Source organism: Streptomyces sp. AC602_WCS936, assembly GCF_019049125.1.
Taxonomy (GTDB): domain Bacteria; phylum Actinomycetota; class Actinomycetes; order Streptomycetales; family Streptomycetaceae; genus Streptomyces.
Genome location: NZ_JAGMUF010000012.1, coordinates 111,366 through 123,198 on the forward strand (window position 1 = coordinate 111,366; position 11,833 = coordinate 123,198).

General features: G+C 73.4%; 11 protein-coding genes. 5 read left to right on the forward strand and 6 right to left on the reverse strand.

Features of this window, described 5'->3' with window-relative positions; translation table 11 throughout:
• The first annotated feature begins 115 nt into the window (after positions 1-115).
• A complete protein-coding gene (locus KUM03_RS06390; RefSeq protein WP_217246016.1) occupies positions 116-1,372 on the forward strand; it encodes an MFS transporter in 1,257 nt (418 codons plus the stop codon).
• Positions 1,314-2,651, forward strand: coding sequence for a D-arabinono-1,4-lactone oxidase (locus KUM03_RS06395; protein WP_217246017.1), 1,338 nt, complete (start codon positions 1,314-1,316; stop codon positions 2,649-2,651). The genes KUM03_RS06390 and KUM03_RS06395 overlap by 59 nt, the downstream gene beginning before the upstream one ends.
• On the opposite strand, the gene KUM03_RS06400 is transcribed toward KUM03_RS06395, so the two are convergent.
• The gene (locus KUM03_RS06400; RefSeq protein ID WP_217246018.1) at positions 2,575-3,450 is read right to left on the reverse strand and encodes a hypothetical protein; all 876 of its coding nucleotides are present in this window, start codon (positions 3,448-3,450) and stop codon (positions 2,575-2,577) included. The two genes, KUM03_RS06395 and KUM03_RS06400, sit on opposite strands and share 77 nt — an antisense overlap.
• 471 nt (positions 3,451-3,921) lie before the next feature.
• Between KUM03_RS06400 and sepH the strand changes: the two genes are divergently transcribed.
• Positions 3,922-4,983: a septation protein SepH gene (gene sepH, locus KUM03_RS06405; RefSeq protein ID WP_217246019.1), complete on the forward strand. Its 1,062-nt coding sequence runs from the start codon at positions 3,922-3,924 to the stop codon at positions 4,981-4,983.
• A 478-nt stretch (positions 4,984-5,461) separates the two neighbouring features.
• On the opposite strand, the gene KUM03_RS06410 is transcribed toward sepH, so the two are convergent.
• Entirely contained in the window at positions 5,462-6,313 is an 852-nt protein-coding gene (locus KUM03_RS06410; protein ID WP_217246020.1) for a sulfurtransferase, read from the reverse strand.
• Positions 6,314-6,553: 240 nt separating this feature from the next.
• On the opposite strand from KUM03_RS06410, the gene KUM03_RS06415 reads away from it, so the two are divergent.
• Entirely contained in the window at positions 6,554-7,390 is an 837-nt protein-coding gene (locus KUM03_RS06415) for a VOC family protein (RefSeq protein ID WP_217246021.1), read from the forward strand.
• A gap of 28 nt (positions 7,391-7,418) precedes the next feature.
• Positions 7,419-8,294, forward strand: coding sequence for a PhzF family phenazine biosynthesis protein (locus tag KUM03_RS06420; protein ID WP_217246022.1), 876 nt, complete (start codon positions 7,419-7,421; stop codon positions 8,292-8,294).
• Positions 8,295-8,312: 18 nt separating this feature from the next.
• Here the strand turns inward: KUM03_RS06420 and KUM03_RS06425 are convergent, their stop codons facing one another.
• From KUM03_RS06425 to KUM03_RS06440, 4 genes are all read right to left on the reverse strand, one after another.
• Positions 8,313-8,963: a thymidine kinase gene (locus KUM03_RS06425; protein ID WP_217246023.1), complete on the reverse strand. Its 651-nt coding sequence runs from the start codon at positions 8,961-8,963 to the stop codon at positions 8,313-8,315.
• Between the two features lie 53 nt (positions 8,964-9,016).
• Positions 9,017-10,210 carry an alkaline phosphatase family protein gene (locus tag KUM03_RS06430; protein WP_217246024.1) on the reverse strand — a complete coding sequence of 398 codons (1,194 nt, stop codon included), beginning with the start codon at positions 10,208-10,210 and terminating at the stop codon, positions 9,017-9,019.
• Positions 10,210-10,803 (reverse strand): DUF5998 family protein, encoded by a 594-nt coding sequence (locus KUM03_RS06435; protein ID WP_191887866.1) that lies wholly within the window; start codon positions 10,801-10,803, stop codon positions 10,210-10,212. Before KUM03_RS06435 ends, KUM03_RS06430 begins: the two co-directional genes overlap by 1 nt.
• Before the next feature lie 62 nt (positions 10,804-10,865).
• Positions 10,866-11,833 (reverse strand): acetate--CoA ligase family protein (locus KUM03_RS06440; RefSeq protein ID WP_254398918.1); only part of this gene is annotated, 968 nt, incomplete at its 5' end.

Consider the following 11,833-nt stretch of genomic DNA (forward strand, 5'->3'; position numbering starts at 1 on the left):
CGGCGTCTTTCCCGGTGCCCTGCGGGGGTGTTTCCCACGCGTCTACACGAGTAATCTGTATCGACTGCGTTCGGACCTTACCGAGCACTCCACTGAGCCGTTCCCGGAGACCGCGTTGCCCAGTCCCTACCGCGCCCTGTTCGCCGCCCCCGGCACCAAGGCATTCTCGACCGCGGGCTTCCTCGGCCGGATGCCGCTGTCGATGATGGGCATCGGCGTGGTGACGATGATCTCGCAGCTCACCGGGCGGTACGGGCTGGCCGGTGCCCTGTCGGCCACCATCGCGCTCGCCGCCGCCCTGGCCGGACCGCAGGTCTCCCGCCTGGTCGACCGGTACGGCCAGCGGCGCGTGCTGCGCCCGGCGACCCTGGTGTCGCTGACCGCGGCGGCCGTGCTGCTGCCGGCCGCGCACTACGGGTGGCCGGACTGGGTGCTGTTCGTGGCCTGCGTCGGCATCGGCTGCGTGCCCAGCCTCGGCGCGATGGTCCGCGCCCGCTGGGCGGCGCTGTACCGGGGCACCCCACAGCTGCACACCGCGTACTCGTTCGAGTCCGTGGTGGACGAGGTCTGCTTCATCTTCGGGCCGATCATCTCCATCGGCCTGTCCACGGCCTGGTTCCCGGAGGCCGGACCGCTGCTGGCCGCCTGCTTCCTGGCGACGGGCGTCTTCTGGCTGACCTCGCAGCGCGCCACCGAGCCGGAGCCGCACCCGCGCGAGGAGAAGGGCGGCGGCACCGCGCTGCGCTCCCGGGGGCTCCAGGTCCTGGTCGCCACCTTCGTGGCGACGGGGACGATCTTCGGGTCCATCGATGTGGTCACCGTGGCCTTCGCCGAGGAGGAGGGCCACAAGGCCCTCGCCAGTGTCGTGCTCGCCCTGTACGCGGCGGGATCGTGCACGGCGGCCATGATCTTCGGACTGCTGCGCTTCGCCGGACCGCCCGAGCGTCGCTGGCTCCTGGGCGTCTGTGCGATGGCCGTGAGTATGATCCCCCTCCTACTGGTCGGAAACCTGCTGTTTCTGGCCGCGGCGCTGTTCGTTGCGGGTCTGTCCATCGCTCCCACGATGATCACGACGATGTCCCTCATCGACCAGCACGTACCACGCACGCAGCTCACCGAGGGCATGACCTGGGTGAGCACCGGCCTCGCGGTCGGCGTCGCGCTCGGCTCCTCCGCGGGCGGCTGGGTGATCGACGCCTCCGGGGCGCGTGCCGGGTACGGGGTTCCGGCGGTGGCCGGTGCCGTCGCGGTCGCGGTCGGTTTCCTCGGGTACCGCCGGCTCAAGCGGCCGGCTCAGCGTCGGGGAGGGACCGTTGAGCAGCACACGCACGGCAAGCGGGACGGCGAGCGGGAAGAACGGCACATGGCGTAACTGGGGCGGCAACGTCTCCGCGCGCCCCGCGCGGGAGGTCGCTCCCGCCTCCGTCGAGGAACTGGCCGAGGCCGTCCGCGGGGCGGCCGACGAGGGGCTGCGGGTCAAGGCCGTCGGCACCGGCCACTCCTTCACGTCCATAGCGGCGACGGACGGCGTGCTCATACGCCCGCACCTGCTGACCGGGATCCGCCGCATCGACCGCGAGGCGATGACCGTCACGGTCGAGGCCGGCACCCCGCTCAAGCGCCTCAACCTGGCCCTCGCGCGGGAGGGCCTGTCGCTGACGAACATGGGCGACATCATGGAGCAGACGGTGTCCGGGGCCACCAGCACCGGCACGCACGGCACCGGCCGCGACTCCGCCTCCATCGCCGCCCAGATCCGGGGCCTGGAGATGGTCACCGCGGACGGCTCGGTGCTGACCTGTTCCGAACGGGAGAACCCCGACGTCTTCGCCGCCGCCCGGATCGGCCTGGGGGCGCTCGGTGTCGTCACCGCGATCACCTTCGCCGTCGAGCCGGTCTTCCTGCTCACGGCCCGCGAGGAACCGATGCCCTTCGAGCGGGTCCTCGCCGCGTTCGACGAACTGTGGTCCGAGAACGAGCACTTCGAGTTCTACTGGTTCCCGCACACCGGAAACACGAACACCAAGCGCAACAACCGCAGCGCCGGTCCCGAGCAGCCGGTGGGCCGGCTGAAGGGCTGGTTCGAGGACGAGTTCCTGTCCAACGGCGTCTTCCAGGCGGCCAACTGGGTCGGCCGCGCGGCCCCCGCCACCGTCCCGGCGATCGCCCGGATCTCCAGCAAGGCGCTCTCCGCGCGGACGTACACGGACACTCCCTACAAGGTCTTCACATCCCCGCGCCGGGTGCGGTTCGTGGAGATGGAGTACGCCGTTCCGCGCGAGGCCGTCGCCGAGACGCTGCGTGAACTGAAGTCGATGGTGGACCGGTCACGGCTGAGGGTGAGCTTCCCGGTCGAGGTGCGCACGGCCCCGGCGGACGACATCACGCTGTCCACCGCCTCGGGCCGCGACAGCGCGTACATCGCCGTCCACATGTTCCGGGGGACGCCCTACCAGGCGTACTTCACCGCGGCCGAGCGCATCTTCACGGCCCACGAGGGCCGGCCGCACTGGGGCAAGCTGCACACCCGGGACGCCGAGTACTTCTCCCGGGCGTATCCGCGCTTCGGCGAGTTCACGGCGCTGCGGGACCGTCTTGACCCTGACCGGCTGTTCCGGAACGACTACTTGCGCCGGGTTCTGGGGCCGTAGCCGAGGCGTCGGGGGCCGGGCTCGTGGCGTCGCCGGAGCCGTCGTCCCCGGTGGCGTCGTCCCCGGTGGCGTCCGGGGTGGGCGTCGGGGTGGCCGCCGTACCGCCGTCCTCCTCGGAGGCACCGTCCGACGAGGTGTCGTCGCCGGTGCCGCTCGGGGTCCCGGACGGGGTGGCCGCCGGTGTGTCGCCGCCGGAGCCGGAGTCCCCCGGGTCACCGGAGCCGCCGGATTCCTCGTGCTCCTGTCCGTCTCCGGAGCCGCCGCCGGAATCACCCGGCTCCCCCGCGTCGGAACCAGCCTTGTTGTGGCCGGAGAAAGCGCTGCCGACGGTGGTGCTGCGGCCGCCGCTCAGGGTCTCGCCGGAGGCGAGTTCGTACGCGGTGATCCCGGCCATGGTGACGCCGAAGACGAGGGCCGCCGCGACCAGGGGGCGTTTCCAGCCGCGGGTCCGCGCGCGGTAGAGGGTGCCCTCGGTGAAGTCCCCTGAAGCCATGGCCGGCCCGGCGCCCGTCGCCGGGGCCTGTGCGGTCCGCAGGCCGTCGCCGGTGCGCTTGACCCTGAGCTGCTCGCCGGTGTGCTTGAAGAAGTGCTGGAGGACCGAGCCGCCGCAGGTGGCGATGACGCTGATCAGTCCGGCGCCCAGGATGGTGCCGTACACGCCGAAGGAGGAGGCGAGTTTGGCGGCCACCACCGCGGCCAGGGCACTGCCCGCGACCTGGGGCACGCTCAGGTCGATTCGCCTGGCCTTCACCTCCGTACGCGCGTCCGTCTCGCCTGCATCATCGGGCTTTTCACGCATCCCCGGACCTTGCCTGTCTTTCCCGTACGTGATCGATCAACTGCACGAGAAAGGGACGAGCGGTCGAAACCATTAGTTCCGTTTCTGGTGATTGCGTGAAGTACGCCACGCCAAGATCACGGAAAACGCGTCAGGGGCGGCCAAGCGTCACCTCTTGCCAGAAGTTGGGCGGCGTGCCAATCCACGCACGTGGCCCGAATGGAGTACTGTTGCGAGCCCTGGGTCCGGTCTCCCCTCAGGGGGTCCGGGACCGCGAAGGACCGCCGGGAGGGGGCTAGTTGCACAGGGTGACGAAAGTCGTCACTCAGCGTTGCGAACAGGTAACCGTGCCATAACGGCGATCCAGGGCCCGTGCCCGACACGCCGGGCAACTCGGCAAGGTTGTGGCAGGCTGCACCCGGGCAGGCCACACTCGACAGAGCGGAAGCAGCGACGCACGTGACGTCGGCAGGCACCACCCGGGAGGTCCCCATGCCCGAACTGCGTGTCGTGGCCGTCTCGAATGACGGCACACGGCTGGTGCTGAAGGCTGCGGACAGCACGGAGTACACGCTTCCGATCGACGAGCGGCTCCGGGCCGCCGTGCGCGGCGACCGTCCCCGCCTCGGCCAGATCGAGATCGAGGTGGAGAGCCATCTCCGCCCCCGCGACATCCAGGCGCGGATACGTGCCGGCGCGACCGCGGAAGAGGTCGCCCAGATGGCCGGCATCCCCGTCGACCGCGTACGGCGCTTCGAGGGCCCCGTGCTCGCCGAGCGCGCCTTCATGGCGGAGCGGGCCCGCAAGACCCCCGTCCGCCGTCCCGGCGAAAACTCGGGACCGCCCCTCGGCGAGGCCGTCCAGGAGCGGCTGCTGCTGCGCGGCGCCGACAAGGACACCGTCCAGTGGGACTCCTGGCGCCGCGACGACGGCACCTGGGAAGTCCTGCTGGTCTACCTGGTCGCGGGCGAACCCCACTCGGCGAGCTGGACCTACGACCCGCCCAGGCGCCTCGTCCAGGCCGTCGACGCGGAGGCGCGCACGCTGATCGGCGAGACCGACGACCTCGCCGCGCCCGAGCCCAGCTTCCCGTTCGTCCCGCGCATCGCCCGGCTGCCGCGCGACCGGCCGCTGGACCGCACGCTCGACCGGGAGCAGCGGGAGCGGCCGAGCCTGCCCCCGCCCCCGCCGTCGGAGCCGGCCGAGGAGACCGCGGCCACGGCCTCGGCCGAACGCGAACGCGACTCGCTCACCAGCCTGCTGGAGGCGGTGCCGAGCTTCCGGGGCGACCTGGTGGTGCCCGAGCGCGCGCCCGAACCGGCTGAGGAGCCCGTCGAGGAGCCCGAGGTGGAAGAGCCGCCGGCCCCCGCCGCATCGGCCGGTTCCGCCTACGCCGACGTGCTCATGCCCCGCTCCGTGGGCAGCCACCGCGACCGGCTCACCGGCTCCACCGACCGCCAGGCCGAGGCCGACGGAGTGCGGCCGGGCCGCCGGGCGGCGGTTCCCAGCTGGGACGAGATCGTGTTCGGGACACGGCGGAAGAAGCAGGAGTAGGCGGACCTCTCCGCCCGACGGCGCCCGACGAGTCAGGGGCTCACTCCGCGCGGGGTGCGCCCCTGACTCGTCGGGCGGTCTCCGCCGACCGTCCTGCCCGGTCCACGGTCCCGGGTGCCTGCCAGGCCCGTGGAGCGGCGGGAGCACTGCCCCACAAGGATCACGGCCCCGCCGGGAGTGTGCCCCGGCTGGGCAGCGTGGGCCAGCCCGGCACCGCCGGGAGTGCTCGCCGTCAGGGCCGGTGGCCCCACCAGGGACCGCTTCGGCACACTCGCCGAGGGCCCGGACCGGCGAGCCACGTGGCCACCGGGGCGGCGCCGACGTACCTCCAGGGACGAGGCCGGCGTGCCCGCCGGAGCGGGGCCGAGGTGTACACCGGAGTTGGCGCCCATACCCACCGGCGGCGCACCGGCCGCGCTCCCTGTGGGCGGTCCGGCGTGTGCGCCGGCTACCGGACCTGCCTACCGGCTCGGCACGCCTACTGGGGATCGGGTCCCACGGCGACCGGTCGCTCCGGGTCCGCCGACCACTCCGACCACGAACCGGCGTACAGCGCCGCCGGGATTCCCGCCACCGCCAGCGCCAGTACCTCGTGCGCCCCCGACACGCCCGAGCCGCAGTACACGCCCACCGCACCGTCCCCGTCGGCGCCGAGGGACTCGAAGCGGGTGCGGAGTTCGTCAGCCGGCAGGAAGCGCCCGTCGGCCGCCACGTTGTCCGTCGTGGGCGCCGACACGGCGCCCGGAATGTGCCCGCCGACCGGGTCGATCGGCTCGACCTCGCCCCGGTACCGCTCCCCCGCGCGGGCGTCGAACAGCACTCCGGACCGGGCCAGTGCCGCCGCCCCGTCGGCGTCCACCAGGCCCGCCGCGCCAGGTTCCGGCGTGAAGTCGCCCTCCGCGGGAACGGGAACGTCCGTCGACAACGGCGCCTCCCAGGCCGTCAACCCGCCGTCGAGGACCCGCACGTTCGGGTGACCCGTCCAGCGCAGCAACCACCAGGCCCGGGCCGCCGCCCACCCCTGTCCGCCGTCGTACACGACGACCGGCCGACCCGCCGACACGCCCGCCCGGCGCATCGCCGCGCCGAACTCCGTCACATCCGGCAGCGGATGCCGGCCGCCGGCGCCCGGAGCGGAGGCGAGCTCCTTGTCCAGGTCGACGAAGACCGCACCGGGAAGATGCCCGGCGGCGTACTCGGCCCGGCCGTCGAACGGCGGGGCACCGGCGGCCTTGGCCGTGCTCAGTTGCCAGCGGACGTCGAGCAGGACGGGCGGGTCCCCGCCCGCCAGTTCGCCGGCGAGTTCGGATGCGGAAATGATGGCGTTCATGGCTCCATCCTGGCGTACCGAGTGGCCGCCGCGCCGCTGTCGGGCTACTCTGCCCGCCGGACAGCACCGATCACGAGGCGTACGGGTTCGAGCACATGCTGTACCACCCGGGACAGCCGGCCTGCCCCGGCGGGCACGCCCGAAAGCGCCCGGCACCGGGTGCGGTGCCGGCATCGGCGCGAAGGTCCGTCGGAGCGGAAGCGGACGCACGGCCCGCGAAGGGCCGAGAAGAGAGTGACGATGAGCGACGCACGGGGGTCGGCCGGCCGGAACGGCGAGACGAACGCCCGGCGCGCACCCGGCACACCCTGCTGGGTGAGTCTGATGGTGCACGGGCCGGCCGCGACCCACGACTTCTACGGAGCTCTGTTCGGCTGGCAGTTCCGGCCCGGCCCCCAGCAACTGGGCCCCTACGCACGGGCCCTGCTCGACGGGCGTGAGGTGGCCGGCATCGGCCAGCTGCCCCCGGACCGGCACCTCCCCATCGCCTGGACGCCCTACTTCGCCTCCGACGACGTCGACCGGACGGCCGAAACGGTACGCCTGTGCGGTGGCACCGTCGGCGTGGGCCCGCTGGACGCGGGCGAGGCCGGCCGCCTGGCCATCGGCTCCGACCCCGCGGGGGCCGTCTTCGGCGTCTGGCAGGCGGCGGCCCACCTCGGCACGGCGGTCACGGGAGTGCCCGGCACACCGGCGTGGAACGAGCTGATGACGTACGAGTCGGCGAGCGTCGCCAAGTTCTACGAGACCGTGTTCGGCTTCGAACTGGTCCCGGAGGACTCCGCCGACCGCGACTACGTGACCCTGCGGCTCGACGGCCGCCCCGTCGCCGGCATCCACGGCGTCCAAGGCGCCCTGCCGCGCGACCGGGGGCCGCACTGGGTGACGTACTTCCAGGTGGCCGACGCGGAGGAGTCCCTGGAGCACCTCACGGCGCTGGGCGGACACGTCCTCGAACCGGCCGGGGACACCGCCCACGGCCGGGTGGCGATGGTGGCGGATCCGGAGGGGGCGCGGTTCGCGGTGCTGCAGGGCGGGCGGGCCCGGGGCACGGACGCCCGGTCGCGGCCGGAATAGCCCTGGTCCGCCCGCTGTTGCCGCGAGCATGACGACGAATGTGACGCGGCCCGAGGTGCTTCGCTACACCGCCTTCTCCGGCGCCCCGGACGGCGGGAACCCTGCCGGTGTCGTCCTGGACGCCGCCGGCCTCGACGACGGCGACATGCTGGCCGTCGCCGCCGAACTCGGGTACTCGGAGAGCGCGTTCCTGACCGCGCCCCCGGAAGGGCTCGGCGGCCAGGAGGGGCGGGCGTACCGGATCCGCTACTTCAGCCCCAAGGCCGAGGTGCCGTTCTGCGGGCACGCCACCGTCGCGGCCGCCGTCGCACTGGCCGAGCGGATCGGGCCCGGGGAGCTGGTGTTCGCGACGCGCGCCGGCACCGTACCGGTGGAGGTCACCGAGGAGGGTGGGTCGCTCCGGGCCACGCTCACCAGCGTCGAGCCGCACGTCGAGCAGATCGCCGACGCCGACCTCGCGGAGGCGCTCGCGGCGCTCGGCTGGCCGGCCGCCGATCTCGACCCGGCGTTCCCGCCCCGGATCGCATTCGCCGGCGCGCGCCACCTCGTGCTCGCGGCGGCGACGCGCGCCCGCCTCGCGGACCTGGCGTACGACTTCGCGCGCCTGGAGGACCTGATGCACCGTCTGGACCTGACCACGGTCCAGCTGGTGTGGCGTGAGTCGGCCACCGTCTTCCACGTCCGTGACCCGTTCCCCGTCGGCGGCGTCGTCGAGGACCCGGCGACCGGCGCCGCGGCCGCCGCGTTCGGCGCGTACGCCCGGGAGCTCGGTCTCGTGCCCGAGGACACCGTCCTCACTCTGTACCAGGGCGAGGACCTGGGCCGGCCCGGCGAGCTCACGGTCACGCTGCGCGCGGGTGACCGGAGGGTACGCGTCAGTGGCGCGGGAGCCCGTATCGGCTGAGGCCTCGCGGTCAGGCGGTCAGGCGGAGGACACCGGCAGCACGTCCGGTGACAGCGCCGCCGCGCGGGACGTCGCCGCGGTCATCCGGCGCCGGTGGTGGCGGCGGCACAGCACCTCGTAGCCGACCTCGTCGGCGGAGTGGGCGACGTCGCCGACGACCACCTGCGCACCCTCGACGACCATGACGCCGCCGACCGTCCGGGCGTTGTGCGTGGCGCGGGCGCCGCACCAGCACAGGGCCTCGACCTGGAGCACCTCCACGCGGTCGGCGAGTTCGACCAGGCGCTGGGAGCCGGGGAACAGCTTGGAACGGAAGTCGGTGGTGATGCCGAAGGCGTACACGTCGACGCCGAGGTCGTCGACCACGCGCGCGAGCTGGTCGATCTGCTCCGGCGCGAGGAACTGCGCCTCGTCCGCGATCACGTAGTCCGCGCGTCCGCCCTGCGAGAGGTGGTCGACGAGATAGGCGTACAGGTCCTGGCCGTCCTCGACCTCCACCGCGTCGGTGACCAGGCCGAGGCGCGAGGAGAGCTTGCCCTCGCCGGCGCGGTCATCCCGGGTGAAAATCATGCCGACCAGGCCGCGTGCGGAGCGGTTGTGCTCGATCTGGAGAGCCAGTGTCGACTTCCCGCAGTCCATCGTTCCGGAGAAGAACACCAGCTCGGGCATGAGGGGTTGAGCACCTTTCGGCATCGGCATCGGTGGAACGGAGGGGACGAGAGTCAGGAGCGTACTTCGAGCAGCGGGACGAGTTGCTCGGCGGGGGTCATCGACCCGTGGTTGCCGACCATCGAGGATTCCTTCGGCTCCCGCTCCGAGGCGATGAGCAGGACGTCGTCCCGCGCGGCGGCGATCACGTCGCCGATGCGGTCGTACACCCGGTCGTCGATGCGGGGGCCGAACCAGCCCGCCTCGATCGCCTCGTCCCTCGACGCCACCCAGAACTGCTCGCCGAGCACCTCGCGCCAGCAGGTCAGCACGTCGTTGTGCGCGCCCGGGACCGCGTACACGTGCCGGGCGCGGCCCTCGCCGCCGAGGAGGGCGACGCCCGCCTTCAGCTCCCAGTCCTCGTCGAAGTCGATGCGGTGGTCCTCGTCGAAGGGCACGTCGATCATGCCGTGGTCGGCGGTGACGTACAGGGCGCTGCGCGGCGGCAGCTGCTCGGCGAGGCGCTGGACGAGCCGGTCGACGTGGGCGAGCTGGCCGCGCCAGGTGTCGGAGTCGACGCCGAAGCGGTGTCCGGCGCCGTCGACCTCGGCGTAGTAGGTGTAGACGAGGGCGCGGTCGGCGCCGGCCAGCTGCTCGGCTGCGAGGTCCATCCGGTCCTCGCCGGACAGCCGGCCGTGGAACGCGCCGCCGCTGAGCGCGACCTTGGTCAGCGGGGTGTTCGCGAAGGTCGGGGAGGAGACCTGGGCGGCGTGCACTCCCGCGCGGTGGGCGAGCTCGAAGACGGTGGGGTACGGCTGCCAGGCGCCCGGCGCCGTCCACGGCTGCCAGCGCAGCTGGTTCATCAGCTCGCCGGTGTCCGGATTGCGCACCGTGTATCCGGGGAGCCCGTGGGCGCCCGGCGGCAGGCCGGTGCCGACGGAGGCGAGGGAGGTCGCGGTGGTCGCCGGGTAGCCGGCGGTGATCGGACGTCCGGTGCCGCCGCGTGAGCTGCCCAGGAGCGAGCTCATGAAGGGGGCGTCCTCGGGGTGGGCGCGCAGCTGCTCCCAGCCGAGGCCGTCGATGAGGAACACGCAGTTTCGGTCGGCGGGGGTCAGCTCGGAGATGCCCGCGGTCGTGCCGGGGACACCGAGGCCGGCGGCCAGGGTGGGCAGCAGGTCGGCGAGGGATCCGCTGCCGTACTCGGGTACGGGGGCGGAGTCGACGGGGAGCGGTTCCGGGTCGGTGTCCCAGGCGGCGGGCTGGACCATCAGCGGGAGTCCGCCGTCGCCTCGGAGAGGGCCTGCGCGAAGGCGAGCGCCTGGCGCACCGTCTCCGGGCCGTCTCCGGCCTCGCTGACGCGCAGGCTCAGGTCGTCGGCGGTCGAGCTGCCGGTGTAGCCGTGGTCGGCCTCGCAGTTGGGGTCGCCGCAGGCGGCGGGCTCCAGGTCGAGGCGGGAGACGGCGCCCCAGCCGATGGTGAGCACGATCTCGCGGGGCAGGGTGCCCGGCTTGTACTGCTCCGGGTTGGCGACCACGCGGCTCACGACGATGGACGAGATCCGGCCGAGCTTGACGGACTCCGTGGAGGTCGTGGCGTACGGCGTCGGGGAGGTGTCGTCGGCGGCCTGCTCGTCGGTGTGGCTGACGATGAAGCGGTTGCCGGTGAGCACGAGCACGGTCACATGTCGGCGCACCTCGTTCTGGTCGAACGTCGTCTCCTGGTGGACCAGGTACGACCGCACGGGCTCGCCGCCCACGGCGGCCTCCACCGCCTCGGCCACGAGGGCCGGGTAGTAGCCGCTGCGCTCGATCGCCGCTCGCAGCCCCTGGGTCGTCGTACTGGTCTTGGCCATGCCGTCCATCCTACGGGGGCCCACTGACTGCGCGGGACGCCTGTGCGGCACCCGTCCCGGGCGGTGCGCGGTCAGTACGCGGGCAGGGTGCGCGGGCCGAGGTCGTCCCTGGCGGGAGGGGGCGCGAGGCGGACGGAGGCGCTGAGGACGCTCAGGCCGCGCGCGGCGACGACGACCGGTTCCAGGGTGACCGCGACGACCTCCGGGTGGTCGTCGACCAGCCGGGAGACCCGCAGCAGCAGCTCCTCCAGGGCGGCGGAATCGACCGGGGCCGAGCCTCGCCAGCCGAAGAGGAGGGGCGCCGTGCGGATCGAGCGGATGAGCGAGTTCGCCTCGCGGTCGGTGACCGGGATAAGCCGGTGCGCCATGTCGCCGAGCAGCTGGGTGGCCGCCCCGGCGAGCCCGAAGGACAGCGCGGCGCCGGCCGCCGGGTCGATGACCGCCCGTACGACGGTGTCGACACCGCGCGGGGCCATGCCCTGCACCACCGGGCGCAGCTCCGCGGGCGTCCCGAACAGTTCGGTCAACTCGGCGTATGACCGGCGCAGTTGGTCCTCGTCCGCCAGGTCGAGGCGTACGCCGCCCAGGTCGGCGCGGTGGCGCAGGTGCGGGGCGGTGGCCTTGAGGGCGACGGGGTAGCCGACGGTGCGTGCGGCGGCGACCGCGTCGTCGGGGGTGGAGGCGGGCAGGGCGCGGTGAACGTGGATGCCGTACCTGGCGAGCAGCTCGCAGGTCTCCGCGTCGCCGAGGGTGAGTCCCTGCCCGCGCGCGAGGTGCCCGGCGATCAGTCCGGCGGCGCCCTTCTCCTCGATGTCCTCGTACTCCGGCACCTTGCCGGGGTCGGCGGCGTCGCGCCGCCACTGGCCGTAGGCGACGGCATGGGCGAGGGCCCGGACGGCACGTTCGGCGGCGGGGTAGGCGGGGATGAGGCGGGTGCCCTGGGGAGGGGCGTCCTCCGGGAGGGTGCCCTCCACAGGAGTGCCGGGGGTGGGCGGGGCGGGCGGGGCGGGCGGCTGGGACCTGACGGGCGGGGCTGGGG

What these genes read in the sequence shown, in the direction of transcription:
- KUM03_RS06400 (WP_217246018.1), bottom strand. Translation starts at nt 3,450, where the DNA reads ATGCGTGAAAAGCCCGATGATGCAGGCGAGACGGACGCGCGTACGGAG.
- sepH (WP_217246019.1), top strand. Translation starts at nt 3,922, where the DNA reads ATGCCCGAACTGCGTGTCGTGGCCGTCTCGAATGACGGCACACGGCTG.
- KUM03_RS06410 (WP_217246020.1), bottom strand. Translation starts at nt 6,313, where the DNA reads ATGAACGCCATCATTTCCGCATCCGAACTCGCCGGCGAACTGGCGGGC.
- KUM03_RS06415 (WP_217246021.1), top strand. Translation starts at nt 6,554, where the DNA reads ATGAGCGACGCACGGGGGTCGGCCGGCCGGAACGGCGAGACGAACGCC.
- KUM03_RS06420 (WP_217246022.1), top strand. Translation starts at nt 7,419, where the DNA reads ATGACGACGAATGTGACGCGGCCCGAGGTGCTTCGCTACACCGCCTTC.
- KUM03_RS06425 (WP_217246023.1), bottom strand. Translation starts at nt 8,963, where the DNA reads ATGCCCGAGCTGGTGTTCTTCTCCGGAACGATGGACTGCGGGAAGTCG.
- KUM03_RS06430 (WP_217246024.1), bottom strand. Translation starts at nt 10,210, where the DNA reads ATGGTCCAGCCCGCCGCCTGGGACACCGACCCGGAACCGCTCCCCGTC.
- KUM03_RS06435 (WP_191887866.1), bottom strand. Translation starts at nt 10,803, where the DNA reads ATGGACGGCATGGCCAAGACCAGTACGACGACCCAGGGGCTGCGAGCG.